At 56.1% G+C, this 19418-nt stretch carries 15 protein-coding genes; 4 read left to right on the top strand and 11 right to left on the bottom strand.

Going from position 1 to position 19418, the window contains the following annotated elements:
* The first annotated feature begins 319 nt into the window (after nucleotides 1-319).
* Nucleotides 320-1261: an ArdC-like ssDNA-binding domain-containing protein gene (locus OOF89_RS17680; RefSeq protein ID WP_266081467.1), complete on the top strand. Its 942-nt coding sequence runs from the start codon at nucleotides 320-322 to the stop codon at nucleotides 1259-1261.
* Between the two features lie 58 nt (nucleotides 1262-1319).
* On the opposite strand, the gene OOF89_RS17675 is transcribed toward OOF89_RS17680, so the two are convergent.
* A complete protein-coding gene (locus tag OOF89_RS17675) occupies nucleotides 1320-1547 on the bottom strand; it encodes a hypothetical protein (protein WP_266081466.1) in 228 nt (75 codons plus the stop codon).
* 517 nt (nucleotides 1548-2064) lie between these two features.
* On the opposite strand from OOF89_RS17675, the gene OOF89_RS17670 reads away from it, so the two are divergent.
* Nucleotides 2065-3495: an FAD-dependent oxidoreductase gene (locus OOF89_RS17670; protein WP_266081464.1), complete on the top strand. Its 1431-nt coding sequence runs from the start codon at nucleotides 2065-2067 to the stop codon at nucleotides 3493-3495.
* A gap of 476 nt (nucleotides 3496-3971) precedes the next feature.
* Here the strand turns inward: OOF89_RS17670 and OOF89_RS17665 are convergent, their stop codons facing one another.
* The 9 genes from OOF89_RS17665 to OOF89_RS17625 all read right to left on the bottom strand — a co-directional run bounded on the left by OOF89_RS17665 (nucleotide 3972) and on the right by OOF89_RS17625 (nucleotide 14082).
* Nucleotides 3972-5153, bottom strand: coding sequence for an AGE family epimerase/isomerase (locus OOF89_RS17665; RefSeq protein ID WP_407661649.1), 1182 nt, complete (start codon nucleotides 5151-5153; stop codon nucleotides 3972-3974).
* Nucleotides 5154-5220: 67 nt separating this feature from the next.
* Nucleotides 5221-6240 carry an NAD(P)-dependent oxidoreductase gene (locus OOF89_RS17660; RefSeq protein ID WP_266081462.1) on the bottom strand — a complete coding sequence of 340 codons (1020 nt, stop codon included), beginning with the start codon at nucleotides 6238-6240 and terminating at the stop codon, nucleotides 5221-5223.
* A gap of 42 nt (nucleotides 6241-6282) precedes the next feature.
* Nucleotides 6283-7122, bottom strand: a complete 840-nt coding sequence (locus OOF89_RS17655) for a sugar phosphate isomerase/epimerase family protein (protein WP_266081460.1) — start codon at nucleotides 7120-7122, stop codon at nucleotides 6283-6285.
* A gap of 3 nt (nucleotides 7123-7125) precedes the next feature.
* Nucleotides 7126-8454, bottom strand: coding sequence for a glucoamylase (locus OOF89_RS17650; RefSeq protein WP_266081458.1), 1329 nt, complete (start codon nucleotides 8452-8454; stop codon nucleotides 7126-7128).
* Between the two features lie 17 nt (nucleotides 8455-8471).
* The gene (locus OOF89_RS17645; protein ID WP_266081794.1) at nucleotides 8472-9626 is read right to left on the bottom strand and encodes an ABC transporter ATP-binding protein; all 1155 of its coding nucleotides are present in this window, start codon (nucleotides 9624-9626) and stop codon (nucleotides 8472-8474) included.
* 111 nt (nucleotides 9627-9737) lie between these two features.
* Nucleotides 9738-10889 carry an ABC transporter ATP-binding protein gene (locus OOF89_RS17640; RefSeq protein ID WP_303657571.1) on the bottom strand — a complete coding sequence of 384 codons (1152 nt, stop codon included), beginning with the start codon at nucleotides 10887-10889 and terminating at the stop codon, nucleotides 9738-9740.
* Nucleotides 10890-10892: 3 nt separating this feature from the next.
* On the bottom strand, nucleotides 10893-11792 hold the full coding sequence (locus OOF89_RS17635; RefSeq protein ID WP_266081456.1) for a carbohydrate ABC transporter permease: 900 nt from the start codon (nucleotides 11790-11792) through the stop codon (nucleotides 10893-10895).
* A gap of 2 nt (nucleotides 11793-11794) precedes the next feature.
* Entirely contained in the window at nucleotides 11795-12700 is a 906-nt protein-coding gene (locus OOF89_RS17630; protein ID WP_266081454.1) for a carbohydrate ABC transporter permease, read from the bottom strand.
* Nucleotides 12701-12744: 44 nt separating this feature from the next.
* Entirely contained in the window at nucleotides 12745-14082 is a 1338-nt protein-coding gene (locus OOF89_RS17625) for an ABC transporter substrate-binding protein (RefSeq protein WP_266081452.1), read from the bottom strand.
* Between the two features lie 160 nt (nucleotides 14083-14242).
* Between OOF89_RS17625 and OOF89_RS17620 the strand changes: the two genes are divergently transcribed.
* On the top strand, nucleotides 14243-15343 hold the full coding sequence (locus tag OOF89_RS17620; protein ID WP_266081790.1) for a TrmB family transcriptional regulator: 1101 nt from the start codon (nucleotides 14243-14245) through the stop codon (nucleotides 15341-15343).
* Nucleotides 15343-17229, top strand: a complete 1887-nt coding sequence (locus OOF89_RS17615) for an MGH1-like glycoside hydrolase domain-containing protein (RefSeq protein ID WP_266081450.1) — start codon at nucleotides 15343-15345, stop codon at nucleotides 17227-17229. Before OOF89_RS17620 ends, OOF89_RS17615 begins: the two co-directional genes overlap by 1 nt.
* Here the strand turns inward: OOF89_RS17615 and OOF89_RS17610 are convergent.
* Nucleotides 17202-19274, bottom strand: coding sequence for a prolyl oligopeptidase family serine peptidase (locus OOF89_RS17610; protein WP_266081448.1), 2073 nt, complete (start codon nucleotides 19272-19274; stop codon nucleotides 17202-17204). The genes OOF89_RS17615 and OOF89_RS17610 overlap by 28 nt on opposite strands.
* Between the last annotated feature and the right edge of the window lie 144 nt (nucleotides 19275-19418).

The following is a 19418-nucleotide window of genomic DNA, read 5'->3' as shown; positions in this document are numbered from 1 at the left end:
ATTTCAGTCGATCCACAGGTTGGGCATGGATGTTCAGTATTCTTAAGTGACATCCCGCAGTGACGACACTCGTGAATGATACTCTCATCTAAAGAGAGCCACTGTCGCACTATTATCGGGAGGGCCATGGTATCTGTCCTCTCTGACTCAGCATAATAAAAATTCGGCTTTTTGATCCAATATTAAATAACATGGTACAAAAAGTCAAAAATGCAGTAAGAGAGACAATTAATCTATATTAAACGACTCTTCTGGGGGATTTTTTTGGGCCCCAAAGGGGTACGGGGCGCTCAATAGAAGCGTCCGTGTTCGAAAAATAATGGCTTTGAGTACCAACTCTGCGGTGTCGTTCGACGAATACGACACCCGACGTGACGAAATGCACAGCGCGATCGAACAATGGATTGGCGACCTCACTGCCTTGATCGACGAGGCACGAGCGAGTCAGCAATTCCAGGAGTGGTTAACTGTTCAATCCAAATTCCACGACTACTCCCACCGGAACACGCTCTTGATCACGCTCCAATGTCCAAATGCGACGAAGGTGGCGGGCTACAACACGTGGCGAACTGAGTTCGATCGCCATGTGAAGGAAGGCGAGCAGGGGATCTGGATCTGGGCGCCGATCATCACAAAGCAGTGTCCTAACTGCGAGAATTCACCGAGCTACCACGAGCAAAGCGCGTGTGAATACGACGAGACACCGCCTGAAGCGTGGTCAAAAGGACTCGTTGGATTCAAACCCACGGCTGTGTTCGATGTGTCCCAAACAGAGGGTGAACCACTTCCCGAATTGGAGACCGAAGCAAATGGAAATGCTGAAAATCTCGTGTCTTCCCTTCAAGATGCAGCCGATGAACTCGGTGTAACGGTTCGTATCGTTAATGCCGACAACTGGGAACACGGTAAGGCAAGGGGTGTCTGCAAACAGCGGAGTCTGTACGATCTCCAGCCCATCGTCGAAGTGAAAGCACGGGCAAATCACGCGGATCTCGCGGTGACGCTAATCCACGAATACGCGCACGCACTGCTACATTTCGATGTTGACGATGCGTGTGAGCGATCGAAACGTGAAGTCGAAGCAGAAGCCGTCGCGTACATCGTTGGTCGATACGTTGGGTTGGACACGAGTGGCTCAGCGTTCTACCTCGCAGCATGGCAGGACAATACTCAGGATGGGATTCAGGACCGACTTGGCCGGATTCGCACGACGGCGGCAAAAATTATCAAAGCTGTCGAAACAAGGCGAGAGTGTAGTTAGAACGAACACACAGGCGTAAATATCAGCTTTAGGATCGAGGCGGCCCCTGCGATTCAGGTCAGTGATCAGTAAGTCGAAGTTTTCCTTCGACTTCGTAAATGTGGCCCCGCAAATAGAGCCGTTCGATAATAGCTTCGGCAGCAGACTGCTCAAGCTCCTCGCTGTCATTGAGAATAGCGTACGCTTGCTCATACGTGAGCTTCCCCTCACTTGGCAATTCCTTCGCGAGTGCATCAAGTGATTTTTGCGCAAGTGGTGTGAGTGACGATCGCCGATTCGAAATCATCAATACAAGCAGGGATGGTTACTACCAACGTAAATCCTCGGGACAAAGCATACACTCGCCTTGCAATTGGTGGGATACAAAGAAATACACGGCATGGAAGGTTGGGTAGGGGCATCGGAGCCACGCCGTATACTGATACGATAACCGCAATTCTCCCTTTGAAGGCGATGGATAAAAAAGTCAGCCAGAGCGAGAGTGAGACGAAATACTGGTTTGTGACATGAAATTGTTCAGATATCGATAGCGTAGAGTTTCCCGAAGGCCAACGGGTGGATGAGGGACCGTACAAATTTTATTATATCACCGGCCAGGTACGCGAGATATTCGACAAAAACGGTATTTTCGACCCGTCAATTCGACAACTTCTCTACGCACAAGCAGAGAAACCGAACGACGTAGAGCAGGCTGAGAAACTCGCTCGACCGCAGATTTCGTAATACGGTTTATAGAGGGGTACGAGGTAAGTTACGTGAAACACACTTTCAGTACTACATACTAGTACGCCGTATCCTTTCGCATGACCGACCCGTTCGTCGTCATCGGGGGAGATGCAGCAGGGCTCAGCGCGGCGAGCAAATTCAAACGCGAGCGACCGAATCGCGAAGTCGTCGTTTTCGAACGCGGCGAGTGGGTGTCGTTCGCTTACTGTGGAATGCCGTACTACGTAAAGGGTGATATTGAGTCGTTGACCGATTTGCTCTCGCTCTCGCCGACGCAGATAGACGAACGAGGAATCAATCTTCGTCGGAACCACGAAGTCGTCAGCATCGATCCCGACCAAAAGTCGGTAACCGTCCGTACCGACAATACGGAGTTCGACCAGCCGTACTCGGATCTACTAATAGCGACGGGGGCAAGCGCACTCACGGCGTCGATACCAGGGACATCACTCGAGGGTGTGTTCACGATGCACCACATGGATTCTGCGGGGGCGCTTCGAGCATATCTCACCCGACCAGCGGAATCGTTATCGATCGAAATCGACGGTGGATATGCCGATACGGCATATATCGAGCGATACGCAACTCTCGAACCACCGGAGTCAGTCGCAATCGTCGGCGGTAGCTATGTTGGGATTGAGATGGCAGAGGCAATCAGTGCATACGATGTTTCCATCCACCTCTTTCAGCGATCCAGAGGATTATTACCAGCCTTTGGGGATGCTATCGGAACACGAGTCGAGGAGACACTTCGCGAAAAGGGTATCGACCTCCATCTCGACACGGAAATCGAGCGCCTCGACGGAGACAGGCATGTCGAATCGGTTGTATGTCGCCATGAAACGGTTGCTACTGATTGTGCACTTATTGGGGTCGGCATTCGTCCGAACGTCGATATCCTGTCGAAGACGGACATCGAACTCGGCGATTCTGGAGCGATTGCAACGGATAGATTCGGTCAAACGAATCGAAATCACGTATATGCGGCCGGTGATTGTGCGGAGATGTACCACGCAGTGACCGGTGAACGAACGTGGATACCGCTCGGACTCACCGCGAACCGTGCCGGTCGAGCCATCGGTCAGACGGTCGCCGGTGATACGACACCGGTCGGCGACGTCGCCGGAACCGCCGTCGTCAAAGCCTTCGAACTGGAGTGTGGCAAAACAGGAATTGTCCATCACGAGGAGGCGAGAGCAGCCGGATTTGACCCCATATCGGAAACCATCACCGCATCGTCGCGGTCCGAATACTATCCCGGTGCGGCAGAGACGACCGTGACGCTGACGGCTGACACCGGAACGCATCGATTACTCGGCGGAAGCATCATCGGAACGGATCGGGCCGCGATACGAATCGACACGCTCGCGACCGCGATCGATGCTGAACTCACGGTTACGGAGTTAGAGCGCTTAGACCTCGCGTACGCTCCGCCGTTTAGCCCCGTCTGGGACCCAATATTGGTGGCTGCAAAAGTGCTTTCTGGATCGCTCAAACCGACGGAATAGGATAATCACGACGATAACAAAGCTTCGAAGCTCTGGCGAGCACAGTCAGATAGAGGGCACTGGAGCCACGATCATAAACCGCCAAGTGCTATAGACATGAACGACCACCAACCCGAAAGGACATCGACCAAGTGACTCCTACGAAATGGCAGACAGTGTCATTGCCATTGAACGGTACGGGACATCCAATGGGCGCTGTGTAGCAACGGTATTGCTATCATGGTCGTCTCACCGAACTCACACCCTTGCAGGCACTAATGGACGAAGGGCATTTTCCAATCGAACTGACGAAGTTAGAAGACGGGCGTTAACTGTTCAATTATCTCCCCATGAACGACTGACCGATTCGTGGTCGTCGGTTCGTTTTCGACCGACCGATCAGGGCCACACCCAAACCACCGAATTGGCCGTCGTTTTCCTTCTCTTCGGAAGTTGTCACGAGACGATGGAAAGCCCGAACCAGATGACCAAATACGCTACTCGACAACGTCCAGTGCGACGTAAGCGTTGTTGAGCGGATGATATCCAGGTTCGACTGCCACACCTCGGTTCGGCCCATCGCGTTTGTGTTCCCGTGTCAGCCGTTCGTACCAGTTTCCGTGGTTCGGATCGATGAAGTGCCGTGCTGCATACTCCCACAAGCGGTCGTACCAATCGAGATATTGCTCATCCGTCCGCCCAAGTAGCGCCGCGGCACCGATAGCTTCCGTAACCGGCCAACTATACTTGTCCGGAATGACCGGCTGCCCGTCGCTATCGACGGTGTAATAGAACCCGCCGTAGTCGTCATCCCAACCGTCCTCGATTGCGATGTTGAAGAGGTCTCTTGCTGTTGGTTGGAGCCACGATTCGGAGCGGTGTGTCGCAAGGGTCGAGAGAAGTTTCGACCACTCCGCGTGGTGCCCCGGTTGATATCCCCACGGACGGAACTGATGTCGAGGCTCGTCCTCGTTGTACGACATGTCGTGGCCCCAATTCCGGTCGTAGTGTTCCCAAATTTTGCCATCGGTCTCGGCGGCGAGAGTCTTGGCGAGCCCCTCGGCGATGGAGTACGCCCGGTCCAGATAGCGTTTTTCCTCGGTTGCTTCGTAAGCCGCGATGAAGGCCTCGCAAGCGTGCATGTTTGCGTTCTGTCCGCGATACGTGGCGATGTCCCAGCATTCGTCAGCACGGTCAGCACATAATCCGTGTTCCGGTTCCCAGAATCGGTCGTCGATGACGTCGAACGAGCGTTCAAGTTCATCGCTCGCGCCGGGAATACCCGCTTCGACCGCCCGTGCGGCCGCGAGAAGAACGAACGCGTGACCGTAGCAAAACCGAGTCGCGTCCGCGGTGTTGCGACCCTCGAGAAGCCAATCGTATCCCTTGTTCGCCTCATCCCAGTGATGGTTTGAGAGGAACTGAAGCCCGTGTTCTGCCGCCGCTCGACACCACACCGGCCCATCGATGAGGGTGCCGACGCTGAAGTTATGGACCGCCCGGGCGGTTGCAACGAGGTGTTTTGTTCGTCCGTCGTATACGAACCCATCCCGTTCGTCAAGCTGGGCGATGTAGCCGCCGTATCGGTTATCGATACAGTCGGGATAGTAGAAGTTCAACACACGGTGCATCTGCTGTCGGAGTACCCATGGGTCGTGATAGTTCGGTGAAGTCATCATGCTAGTAAAGCGCGTGAGAGCGATATCTGAAACTACTGGTTCGCATCGATCGTACGGAGCATCTGTTTTAAATTGAGTCGAAGTGTGCAGCGAGGTGTTCTGCCCATCGTTCGTTCGCATCCTGCGTCCGACCCGCAATATGCGGTGTGTGAACCACGTTGTCACGATCGAGTAGGGGGTCGTCAAGTGAGAGCGGTTCCTCGTCCCATACGTCTGCGGCGAGGACGAGTTCGTTCGCGAGCACTCGGTCTCGAACCGCATCCATATCGCAAATACCCGCACGAGTGATCAACACGAGTATCGACCCGGTCGGAAGCGCATCGATATGGGATTTGGTTATCACACCCTCCGTCGCGTCAGTAAGCGGAATCGTCGGGGCAAAGATGTCTGCATCGCGGACCAGCTCGTCGAGGTCGTAGACGCGACGCGAACCGGTGCTGTGAAAGCACGATTCGTCCGCGAACGGGTCGTATGCGGCGACGTCGGCACCAAGGTGGTCAGCGGTGGACGCGTACCGACTTCCTATGTTTCCGATACCGGCAACGCGGACGTTCTTCCTTGCGATGGTTCCGGTAACGAAATTCGGGTCGTCGGCAAACTGGTGACCGCGGGCACCCGGAATCTCGTTGTCCAAGAGATCGACATCCCACGGATCGTGTGACCGTTTCATTTTCTCGTATTTCTGTGGGATTTGCCTGAGAGCGTCGATTGTGAGGCCGATACCGAACTCGGCAACGGACTCGCTCCAGAACCCCTCGCCGGTGTGATCATGTACGGTCACGCCTCGGTCGGTTAGGGAGGCAGTGAGTGCTTCATCGGGACCATACATCGACGTGGTCATCACGAATGCCTCTTTTAAGTTTGTAAACTCATCGAGGCCGGCTTCGGAAGTTCGCACGCCGAGCGAAACGAGCTGTTCGACTGCTTCCGGCGAATCGACGGCATCGCGAAGGCTCGTCTCCCTCGTTTCTGACAGTCGAATGAACTCGACTTCGGTATCGGTTCCGTTCCAGAGTTTGTGCAGGTGGTCTGCGGCGAGCGGCCATACGTCTTCGAACAGCGGATCGACAACGATTGTGCGGGTCATAATTGTAGCTGTGGTGAGTCGATGGTGTTGTGGTATCAGTCGTTACGCCCCGGTAAGTTCGGACCGGCAGTCGTTTTCATTCGTTTCGAACAGATACTGCATGGTCTCAAGCAACTGGCTCGGCATTCGATGTGGGGCGGAGTTGTAAGGCGGAACCTCACCGGTAATCCAACCCCGATACCCAATATCGTCAAGCGCGTTGATGACGCTCTCCCAATCGATGTTCCCTTGCAGCGGGTACGTCGGGCGATGTGCGTTCGTCATCCAGTCCTTTACGTGGATTTTCGAAATCCAGTCGCCGAGCGCGCGAATCCATCGGTCCGGGAGACCGGACCGAAACCCGTTTCCGATGTCGAAGTAGGCGGTCACTGACCCAGCGTCCTCGACGCGTTCCAAGAACTCGGCGAACTCGCGTGGTGAGTAGAGGAAGTTATTCTGGACGTTCTCTATTGCGACGCCGACGTCCGCATCCGCCGCGTAGCCCACGATTTCACGAACCGAATCGACCGCACGGTCGTAATGGTCGTTGTACTTCGAGCCGGGCGTAACGACGGCAGGGACAATGAGAATCTCGTCCGCGCCAAGCGTTACCGCTGCATCCACCATCGATGTCGCAACGTCGATTCCCTGTCGACGTCGTTCTTCATCTGCGCTCGAAAGAGGGTATTCCCAATGCAGTGTGGTCGAGACGGCGGGAACGGACAGGTCGTGTTCGTCCGCGGCTCTTCGAACGCGCTCGCATCCGTCCGGGGTCGTCAACAGCCCGTCAACGATGTAGTTTGGTTCGAGTCCATCGTAGTCTGCTGACGATAGTATCGCACTTGTCTCCTCGATTTCCGATGCCGGAAACCCGGCCTGATTGAGTCCGTACTTGTGCTTCATTGATTACTCCGTCACCCGCCGAGCGAGTAGCGCGGTCAGATACTCTGCGTGACACCACGCCAACGGCATTGCGAACCGGACGACGTCGTGCTCTTTCGTCTGGGCTTCCAAGTCACGGTACGCCGCTTTCATGTGACCCAACTCCTCGGCGACAAAGTCGAACGAAACGTCCCGTAACACCTCCTCGTCGAACTCCTTTTCGAAATCGACGCCGGTGTTCCACTCTTCTTCCATGAACGCCTCAAACCGTCGCTTGGTCGTCAGGTGTTCCGGAATGTGACCCTGTTCGTCCGCGTACCGGGCAATCGTTGCTAGAATCTCATTGCCGTGGTCATGTTCGCCGTTTTTGAATCGGTACTGCGCGTGCCACGCCGTATACTGCAGCCACGGCCCGTTTCCGCCGTGCTGGTGGACTTCGAAATCGCCGTAAAATCCCAGGAATCGCTGGATACCACCGATTTCTGGGTCTTCAAGGGCAGTCGCACTTCGTCCGGCGGCCTCGTGAAGGTGATCGCCGAACAGATCGGCCAATCCGAAGTAAAACGGTGCGAACAGCGTCACGTCCGGCCGCATATCGATATCGCCGGTTGGCGAGTAACGTCTCGGAACCTGCGCAGGGCTCGTAAACGCTCGCTCGACACCTCCTTCGAGGTGTGACCGGAACGATTCGATGGACGATTCAATATCGGCCGTTTCCTCTGGAAGCAACGAGAGTGCTCGACCAACCTGCCGAAGGGCAGCGACGAATACACAGTTGACCCAGAGTGTATAGCCCGATTCGATACGCCCCTCGTGGATACTCGTCGTGCTCTCCACGAGATGCGCGTTGGGGTCAAAGAGGTCGTCACGAACGTGCGTCACGGCCCGCTCTACCGCGTCGATGAGGTTTCGTCGAAATGCGTCGTTGATGTCGTTAAGCGAGTCAGTTTCGTCGAGCGCGAACACCGCGTGGGCAAGTACGCGGAGACCGTGTCCGACGTTGTCCTCCTGTTGGTAGATTCCGCTGTCGGTTCCATCGAGGGCGTATCGCTGGCGCCACCGGCCCATCTCGTCCTGTGCGGCGAGGAGGAATCGGGCGGAATCGACGATGTGACGTCGGCACTCCGACGGACGGATTCCAGCTTCGGTCGCGCCGAGCCACGCCTTTGTAATCGACGCGATGTCGCGAGGATAGGCGTAGGGATAGCGGTCGTCGGGGTCGCTCGCAAGCGGTACTGAGCCCTCACAGTCTGCGGGGTAGACGAGACTGTCAAGGACGTCAAGGTGAAACGTTGGGTCGTCGAGGGCTTTTGTCGTCGGATCGTTCTTCGTATTTGAGTTCGTTGAAGCCATGAATCGAGTAAAGAGGTTCAGGGTTCGGAGACTGATTGTCGTGTCTGTGCAGTCTGTTCATCGGGGGCCCCGTACGTTTTCAGGGCCGTGCCAGTGTCGGAGTCAAAGAGGAATACGTCTCGTGGCGAAACGGTTACACCGACCGTTTCTCCGGGGTCGGGATACGTGTCCGGCGGAACGCGGGCCATGAGGTCTCGGTCATCCACGGAGAGGTGGACAAAGTTATCGTTCCCCTGATATTCCGAAACGGTAACCGTCGCAGCAAAGCTCCCATCCTTGGAGTCGTCGAACAGTCGAACGTCTTCCGGGCGAAGTCCGAGTGTCACTCGTTCGTCTTGGGACAACTCGACGGATTCGCGTGGGACAGACGCGAGTGTCGTCCCCTCGTATCGGAACCGCAATTCGGTTGCGGTCACGTCGGTCGTCGTCTCGAACGTATTCATCGACGGACTGCCAAGGAATGTTGCGACGAACTCGTTTTCGGGGTGGTCGTATGCCACTTCGGGTGGCGCAACTTGCTGGAGTTCGCCGTCGTTCATGACGGCGATACGGTCGGCCATGGTCATCGCCTCCGTCTGATCGTGGGTGACGTACACGACTGTCACGTCGAGGTCGCTCTGCAGTTGTTGCAGTTCGGTTCGCATTCGCGCTCGCAGTTTTGCATCCAAGTTGCTGAGCGGTTCGTCCAACAGGAATACGTCGGGGTCGCGAACGATCGCACGGCCAAGGGCGACCCGTTGTTTCTGCCCGCCGCTCATCTCGTCGGGTTTGTCGTCCAGCAACTCGGTAATGTCGAGCAGTTCTGCTATCTCGTCCACTCTTTTGTGGCGCTCCTGTTTGGACAGTTCCGTCGAGTGTTTCAGGCCGTAGGCCATGTTCCGGCGTGCGGTCATTTGGGTGTAGAGCGCGTAGCTCTGGAACACCATCGCGATTTCCCGCTCGCTCGGCGAGAGTGATTGTACTTCGCGGTCGCCGATAGTGATGGTCCCATTAGTCACCGTTTCTAGCCCGGCAATCATCCGTAGCGTCGTTGATTTGCCGCAGCCGGACGGACCGACCAGGACGAGAAATTCACCGTCCCGAATGTCGATATCGAGTGAATCGACTGCGGTTTCACGGCCCTGTGCATCATCGTATATTTTCGAGAGATCGTTCAGTTCGAGCGTCGCCACGTCAGTCACCACCTATGCCGTCGGTCGTTCGACCGACAGATCCGTGTTCGTCGGACAATACACCGTTCCCGAGTGTTCGATCGAGCGCCAAAACATCGGCAAATCGGCGACTCATCGTATCGCCTCCCCACCCGGGTCGAAGGCGTGCAGTTCGGTCTCGTCAAACGCGACTTCGACCGTCCCCCCAGTGGAGACTGTTTCCGGCAGCGCACGAGCGCGGGCGACGAACGTTTCGCCGTTCCTGTCGAGTTCCAATTCGTACGCGTTGCCCAACGGTTCGATGACCGTGACATCGCAGGTGAGCGGGTCGGTCAAATCCGACGCACTAGGTCTCGACACGTTCGCAACGTTCACCGCCGTCGTTTCGAGCAAGTGAACGTCCTCGGGCCGAACACCGAGTGTTGTCGTTTCGGTCGGCAGTGTAGCGTCAATAACCGATGCCACACTGCTCGAAGGTGATTCACCACGACCACTCTCACCGACGTCAAAGAAGTTCATTGGAGGATTTCCGATGAATCCCGCGACGAACTCGTTTTTCGGCTTTTTGTATATCTCCTCGGGCGTGCCCACCTGTTGGAGTTCGCCGTCGTTCATGACGGCGATGCGGTCGGCGACGCTCATCGCTTCTTCCTGGTCGTGTGTAACGTACACGGTGGTCGTCCCGAGTTCCTGCTGGAGTTCGCGGATCTCGAAGCGCGTCTTCACGCGGAGTTTCGCGTCCAGGTTGGAAAGCGGTTCGTCCATTAGAAAGGCCCTGGGTTCCCGGATGATGGTTCGTCCGACAGCCACACGCTGGCGCTGGCCACCGGACAGTTGACCGGGTTTCTTGTCGAGCAAATCCTGAATCTCGAGGAGTTGCGCGGTTCGCTCGACTTTCGCTTCCGTTTCTTCAGCCGAGAGGTCCATCTTCCCAAGCGGGAATTCGAGGTTTTCGCCGACCGTCTTGTGCGGATAGAGCGCGTAACTCTGGAAGACCATCGAGAGACCCCGCTTCTGAGGCAACGTCCGTGTCACCTCGTCGTCGCCGATTTCGATTCGGCCACCCGTCGGCGTCTCCAGTCCTGCGATCATCCGCAATGTTGTGGACTTGCCGCATCCCGACGGGCCAAGCAAGACGAGAAATTCGCCCGGTTCGATGTCGAGCGACAGCCCGTCCACGGCCAACACGTCGCCATAGGATTTTTCCAAGTCGGTCAGCGAGATACCCGCCTCTTCGGTTTCAATGGCGGGTTCTGTCTTTTTATCGGTTATTTGAGATGACACGAATTATCCCTCCACCGAGCCGAAGGTGAGCCCCTCGACCATGTACTTCTCCAGGTAGACGAACATGACAATGATGGGGATGCTCGTCAGCAGGGATGCGGCCATAATTTGACCCCATACCTGGTGCAGGCCCGACGACAGCGCGTCGAGACCGATCGGGAGCGTGAAGTTCGCTTGACTTTGTAAGAAGATGCTGGCGAAGAGATACTCGTTCCATGCAATCATGAACGTGTAAATGAACACTGCGACGATGGCGGGTGCCGACAGCGGAAGCGTAATACGGAAGATGACCTCTAGCCGCGAATAGCCATCCATCATTGCTGCCTCTTCAATTTCCGGCGGAACACTTCGGAAGTAATTCCCGAGCATGTACAGCGACACCGGAAGCGTCTGGACGAGGTACGTGATAACGAGACTGCCCAAACTGTCGACCAGTCCCAACCAAACGACGATTTGGAACAGTGGGACGACCAACAGAATGCCCGAGAACATGTAGACGAGTAGGACCCCACGCGAGAACAGCCCTCGTCCGGGATAGTTCAGTCGAGCGAAGCTGTACGCGCCAAACGTGGAGACAATGACCGACAGTCCGCCGGTAACGACCGCGATGATGAAACTGTTCTTGAAGTACGTGACGAACGGAAACGTCTCCGGGCTGAAAACAGCCCGATAATGTTTCAGCGTCAGTTCCTGTGGGACGAACGACGGCGGAAGCGAGTATATCGCGCTCTCTGGCATGAAACTCGTGACGATCATCCAGTAGAATGGGACGAGCGACACGACCAGTGTTAGCCCGACAGCCGCGTAGAACACGACGCGCTCCCACAGGCTGGTTTCGATTCGACTCTGCCCGAAGGCGGTTTTGAAACTATCAGTGACTGTCGTGAGGATTGTGTGAACCATTGTTACCACTCCAGAATCCAACTAACGTACACAAGGACGAATCCCATAAGCGCGACAAACAGCACCATCGCGATGGCAGCTGCTTGCCCCTGTTTGTAGTTGGCGAATGCCGTTTGATAGGCGTACAGGGACAGCGTGTTCACCTTCCGAGTGAGGAGCCAGATGTCTGCGAACTTATTGAAATTCCAGATCCACCTAAGAAGGAAGACAGTCGCGAGAACGTATTTGAGTTCGGCCAGTGTAATGTCCTTGAATTGGGCGATTCGCCCCGCGCCATCGATTTTAGCGGCCTCGTACATATCGCTTGGAATCGCTTGTAATCGAGCGATTATCATGAGGAACGCAAACGGGAAATACCGCCACGCATCGAATGCGATGACCGTCCACAGGGCGCTTTTCGCGTTGTTGAGCAAGTCAAGATTGCCGCTGTAAAGACCGAGGACGTCGCTCAATAGGAATGGAACGACTCCATACAGAGGGTCGAGAAGCAACTGCCAGACGTAGGCGACCGCGATAAGGGGTGCAACGTACGGCAGAAGCATGAGACCACGAACGAGCCGTCGTCCTCGGAACTTCCGATTGAACAGGATTGCGACGCCAAGACCGCCGATGGTCGCCAGCAAATCGCTAAAGAAGGTGAAGATGACGGTCGTTTTCAGTGCCGCCCAGAACTCGCTACTCGACACCAACGTCTGATAATGTTGCAGTCCAACCCAAACGGGTGCTTGCGAGGGGGACAACGGAACTTCGGTGAAGCTCAGATAAATGTTGTACAGGACGGGATAGACGATGACGCCCGCGACCAACAGCAACGCTGGAGCGATGAGGAGATAGCCAAGAACGGCTTCCTTCTGTTCGATGGTATAGTCGCCATCCAACGACAATCCTGCTCGATTTGCCAAACTCATGCGTGGAAAGTGGGTGCCATGATTGGTGGGTGAAATCGAAACCGTTACTCTTTGATTGCTTGCCGCATCTTTTCGGCTTGTTCCGTCGCAACCGTTTTCGCGTCTTCACCGTCGGTGACACGCGAAATGGCTTCCGCGATGAGATACTTGTTGGTAATGTTGCCGAGTTTCGGGAACGATTTCCCGTCAACGTAACCGAACCGTTCGATGTTCTCGAAGGCGGCCGACACGTCCTCGACGGTCGAGCCCCATGCACTCAGCGTTTCGTTCTGTTTGAACGCCTTGCTGCTGGCGACATCCTTCAAGACGGGGTTCATGCCGCCCGGTGCCATGTGGAGCCATTTGATGTACTGGTCTTTTTCCATCAAGAACGAGGAGAGCTCCTTCCCGTATTTCAATGCCTCGTCGGAGGCCGCCGTGAAGTGATTAAGGCCAACGATTTGCCCGAACGAGCTCTTACGTTTGTTTTCGACGTACGGGGCGAAGTTGGTATCCTTGACCATCTTCGTTCCCTTTTCGACCACGTCACCCATGATGAACGTCGAATATTCGATGAGGTGGGATTGTTCGTTCAGATACGTGTTGTTCGCGGTCTTCCACGTGTCCTTCCCCGGCGGCGTGTACTGCGCGAGCTTGCCGTAGAAGTCAAGCGCTTCAACCATCTCTTTGCTGTCGAAGACGATTTTTCCGTTCTTGTCGAAAACGCGTGCATCGTTCGAACGAGCGAACGGCGTGAAACACTGTCGAGCGAATGCCGTCTTCTTCGTTCCGATGACGATACCGTATTGGTTGTCGTCGGGTTTATGAAGCGTCTTCGCGGCGTTCAACAGTGCATCCCACGTCGTGGGCTCCTTCAGTCCGTTCTCTTCCCAGACGCTCTTTCGATACCACATCCCTTCGACCCATCCATACATAGGAACCGCGTAGTGGCCACCGTCGGGTGCTTTCGTGAGGTCAAGCGCACCCTGGTAGAATCTGTCCTTACCCACGTTGGCAATGACCTCGTCGGCGACTTTCGTCGAGAGGAGGTCGCTGCTCCCGAGTTTCTGCATCGGTGAGAGGCCAAAGTCAGCGACCGTCGGCAGCGTCCCCGATGCACGTGCCGAAGAAATTCGCGTTGGAAGGTCGTCTTCCTTGACTGCATTCATTGTGACCTTGCTCTTACTATTCGAATCGAATGATTTGAGGAGGTCCTTGATAACCTTCTTCCGGTCGTTTTCGACATTGCTCGTCCAAAATCTGAGTTCGGTCGTCCCATCACTATCGCCGCCGCCACTGAGGCTACCCATACAGCCAGCAAGTGACGCCGTGCCGACCGCACCACCTAACGATTGTAGAATCCTCCGCCGTGACTTTCCACCGTGTTTGTAATCATCTGCCATTGGATAACTGACCTACTAAACCATGCTAAATAACAATATATAAATCTTCCCCAGCTGTTTGTTACAGGTGTGAATATCAGGGCACGTATGGAAGGTACAGTGGATAGACAGGACCGCAGCGTTATGGACTCCCGTTCGTAAGATGGATCAAGAAACAGAGATGGACACTGACGAACTTCGAACGGGCCTCTCGGAGGCTGGGTTGTCGTCTTACCAAATCGATGCGTACGTTACGCTGTTGAACCTCGGGAGCGCTTCCGCAACCAGCCTCGCTGAAAAAGCGGACGTTCCCCGGTCGCGTATTTACGACGTCCTCCGTGACCTAGAAGAAGACGGGTACGTGGAAACATACAAGCAGGACTCGCTTCGAGTACGTGCGAGTGAACCGTCGAAGGTATTTCAGGAACTACAATCGCGGGCGGAGACGCTTTCGAATACGGCGACCGAAATACGAAATCGGTGGCAACAACCTGGCGTCGGCAGCCATCGTATTAGTGTCCTCAAACGGGTCGAAACCGTCATCGAACGCGCGGAGGAATCGATACGCGACACAACTAATCAGGTCCACATTTCGGTAACACCTGACCAATATTACGAACTCGCTCCAGCTCTTCAAGCGTGCCACGAGAACGGCGTGTTTGTTTCCGTTTCGTTCAACACGACGCACGAAGAACCGACCGAACTCCCGTCCGACGAAGAGTTAGACGGCATCGTCACGGAAGCTCGTCACCGACATCTCCCGGCACCGTTTCTAGTGCTCGCGGACCGCGAAATCGCGTGTTTCGCCCCACACAAGAAACTCGCACAGTACGGTGCGGTGTTCGAAGACGAAACGCTCGCATACGTTTTCCACTGGTATTTCGAGGCGGCACTCTGGGAATCGTGGCCACTTATCTATACCAGCCACGACGATTCGCTCCCGGCGGAGTACGTGAACATCCGGCGGTGTATCCGCGACATCGCACCGCTACTCTCCGACGGTGCGACCATCCACGCCACCGCTCGTGGCAGGAAAATCGGGCTAAAACAGACACAGACACTCTCCGGAGAAATCACCGACATATTGTATGCTACTGGCGACCATTACGAACAGGACCAGATCCCATCGTTGTCCTCGCTCGCGGGGCAAGCCACCATCGTCCTACGAACGGACGACGGTAAATTCGGCGTCGGCGGATGGGGTGCCGTCCTCGAAGATTTAGAAGCAGACCGCATCATCATTGAGTCGGTTTCCTATCCGAACGATGGAGGAGACGAGTAATGCTTCCTGAATCGTGTACGCTCGCCATCGATTCCGGACGGCAGATAATCGTCGATTCGAAGGGGGACGTTTCCTCCACGGTTCCCGAAACCGGTATCGACGAGTCCGACCACCGCTATCTTTCCGAACTCTCGGTCGACGTTGCTGCCCGTCACGGTTGGGAGGTTCTCGGTCGTGAACGCCGCGAGCGAGGGATATCGACGACGCTCGCCAGTTCGGCAGTCGGGTCCGGGCGAGGCGAGCAGCGGCGATGGACGCTCGTCAAACGGCTGGCGATTACACACACCGGAGTTCGGACGAGCGTTCGACTTACGAACAACACACAGTCCACGCGAGCAGTTCCTGTCTCAGTCACGCTTACACCCGACTTTCGCCACATCTTCGAGGTCGAATCGTTCTTCTCACCGCGTGACAACCTGAACCGGTCGGTCACGGTCTCCCCGCAAGCAGCGGGATGTACGTTTACGGGAACGCTCGCGGATGGAACGGAGAATCATGTCGAGGTCACAGGAGATCCCGACCTTGAACCGGCCGTCACCAGTGATTCCGTCGTCCTTTCTACCGAGGTGACGGCACCCCCCGCTTCGACACAGATAATCACCGTCGATATCGACCTTCCCGCCGGCCATCGAACAACCTCCAATATTGATACCACTGCCGAGGATTTACCCAACGGTGACCTCATTGAGCGGGCACGGCGGACCCTCGACTCGTTGATGCTCCCGTGCGGCGTTCCAGCAGCAGGAGCGCCACGATTCCTGGCGCCGTTCGGACGGGATTCGCTCATCGTCGGGTACCAACTCCTGCCGTTTGATTCGACCGTCGCGGAACGAACGTTGCGATTTTTGGCCGGGGAACAGGGAAAGGAAGTCGACAGTTCGACGGTCGAGGCCCCCGGTCGGATCATGCACGAGAAACGGTACGGGGATCGTCCTACTGTCGGCGAGAGCGTCCGGTCACCGTACTACGGTACGGTTGATGCAACACCGTTGTTCGCCGCGCTATTCGCCGACACCGTGCGGCAAACGGGGAACGAGACCCTCCGTAGGGAACTTTATTCGCACGCAAAAGCGGCCATTGAATGGACACTCGACGAACAGGACGATGACGGGTTCCTTCGATATGACTCTCATGACCACCCGCTCGGTCTTGAACACCTCGGATGGAAGGACAGTGCAGAAGCGCTCGCCCACCCCGATGGCACGCCCGCTCAAGGCTCGATCGCGCTCGCCGAGGTGCAGGGGTATGTTTACCGCGCACTCCAACGATTCGAACCACTCGCCAGCGACAACGAAGACGACGAACTCGCAGAGGAATGTCGAACAGCCGCCGAAACCCTCGCGGTGTCATTCGACGCTGACCTCTGGCTTCCCGAACAGGGATGCTACGCGCTTGGGGCCGACGACAGCGGCGTCATTCCGACCGTTGCCTCAAATCAGGGACACGCCGTGTGGGGCGGACTGGGAAGTGACGACCGCGTCGCTCGCGTCGTCAATCGACTGACCAACGAGGATATGCTGACATCGGCGGGACTCCGAACTGTCGCATCCTCGCACGACTCATACGACCCGCTCTCATATCATCGCGGGAGTGTGTGGCCGCACGATACAAGTATCGCCGCGATAGGGTTCGCGGAGCGCGGTCACCGGGACGCTGCCGAATCGCTCTCGTCGAGAGGGTTGTCGGCGCTCGCCGACACGGTTCGTGCGGGTTCGCCGGAGCGGTTCGGTTTCCCAGAACTCATGGTAGGGGTTGGCGACGAAGCTGTCTGCCCCGGAACCGTTCGCCATCCAGATGCGTGTCTTCCGGCAGCGTGGAGTGCCGGAAGCGTTTTCGGGTTCCTACAGGCGCAAACGTATCAATTGTCTATCCCGAGACGGTCGTAGAGAAATGCCCATTCGTCTGTCTGCTCCGCGACGAGCATAGAGGAGGGTTTGCCGCCACCATGTCCGGTGTCGATTTTGGTTCGGAGGAGGAACGGGCCGCCGTCGGCCTCGTTTTGCAGTCGAGCGGCCATTTTGCGGGCGTGAGCAGGGTGGACGCGAGCGTCCTCGGCCGCGGTCGTAAGGAGAATCGCCGGGTAGTCGATACCGCGTTCGATATTGTGGTATGGCGAATACGCACGGAGGTACTCGAAGGCGTCGGCGTCTTCAGGGTGGCCGTATTCGGTGGTCCACGACTCCCCGATCAGGAATCGATGGAATCGGAGCATATCCAGCAGTGGTACCGAACACCGGGCCGCGGTCCAGAGATCGGGACGCTGAGTGACTACGGCACCGACGGACAAGCCACCGTTGGAACGGCCCACAACCGCCAGTCGATCGGAGGAGGTGTACTCGGCCGAACAAAGGAACTCCCCGGCCGCGATGAAATCGTCGAACGTGTGTTGTTTGTTCGCTAGCATTCCATCCTCGTGCCACGATTCACCGTACTCCTGTCCGCCACGGGCACAGACTTGTGCATAGACGCCGCCGTCGGTGAGAAACGCGACTCGAAAGCGGTCGAAACGGGGCGGTCGATTGGACCGGAACCCACCATATCCAGACAGCACCGCCGGGTTGTCTCCGTCCAACTTGACATCCGCTCGGTGACAGACAAACACGGGCACCTTGGCACCGTTGGTAGACTCGACGAACTCCTGTCGAACGACCATCTCGGGGAGTTCGACATCGACCGTTGTGAGTTCCCGATGGTTACCTGTGGCGGGGTTCGCCCGAACGAGCGTCGGTGGTAGATGGAACGATTCCACCTGATAGAAGACATCTTCAGTGTCATCACATACCCGCAGTTGCGACACCGACACGTAGTCGGCGAGCGAGAGGTCATGAAGGTGTTCGCCGTCGTGGCTGTAAACGGCAAGTCGTGCATGAGCGTCCGTTAGGTACTGAGCAACGATGTGTCTGGACGTGACAGCGAATGAGTGAAGAAGTGCCTTGTGTTCGGGGAGAACCGTTTCACATTCCTCGAACGTGAGGTCGCCATCCCGAAATCGCGAGAGCGAACAAGAAAGGAGACGTTTCCGCGAAGCTCCGTAGTCGGTGAGAAAGAAAACGGTATCGTCGTGAAAGGTAACGAACGTCTCGGCGTCGCTGTCAACGATGACCGGTCGGAGTTCTTCATCGATGGAGACGTGCCAGTCGGTCCCGGAAACGTCGTGGAACCCGACCGCGAGCGTTCCCGACTCGGGATCGGTTTTGACCGTCGGCCATGCATGTTGGTTATCATGCTCGAACAATGTCTGTTCGCCGCTGTCGAAGCGCCAGTGTCGTAGTTCCGTTGTTATTTGTGCGCCGGACTCTGTATCGCCGGTGGCGACATAATAGAACCCATCGCTGTCGGCGTCCCACGCAACCATCCCCGGACTCACCGCGTCAAAGCTGATGATACCGAGGAATACCCGCCCGCAGTTTTCCATCACGGCGATTTCGTCGCCATCAGGGACAGACACGACGTGAATATCGATCTGGTCTTCACCACCTTCGGTAACACCGTACGCGATGTGCTCGCCGTCGTAAGCGGGAAGGAACCAGCGAATCGAACATGCTGGTGCGTTCGCGTCGTCGTTAGTCGACCACTCGTTAGGGTCAGCGAGAACAGTACCCTCCTCGTCCGGCGATCGCCGGACGAGGAGACGCGAATGGTCGTCGGCTGCTCCCCTGACTGTTTGGAAGAATTTCCCGTTTTCCACTTTGATCGGACTGTAGTTCGGAACGTCAGCGAGACGCTTCATTTTCGGTCGCAGATGCTCTTGCACCGCTGAATCCAAATGAGCGTCCGTGTACTCGTTTTGTGCGTCGAGCCACTCCTGTACCCTTGTGTTGTCATTTTCCAGCCAGCGAAACGGATCGACAATCTCGGTTCCATGGAGAGTTTCGGTGACGACCTCGCGTCGTGTTGCTGGAGGAGTTGAGGCACCAGCAGGAGGAACCATACGAATATCTTATGACTACCATGTCAAAAACCCCCATGGTAGGACGGTGTCCGTAGACAAGTGGAACCCGAAGAGACTCTGCATCAGTAGTCGTTGGTATTGTAGCTGTGTTCGGGAATACGTGTAAGCCGAGGTGAAATGGTG

Origin of the sequence: Haladaptatus caseinilyticus (assembly GCF_026248685.1) — an archaeon.
GTDB lineage: Archaea > Halobacteriota > Halobacteria > Halobacteriales > Haladaptataceae > Haladaptatus > Haladaptatus caseinilyticus.
The sequence above is the reverse complement of the archived record's forward strand: the minus strand, read 5'-3'. Positions and strand labels throughout refer to the sequence as shown.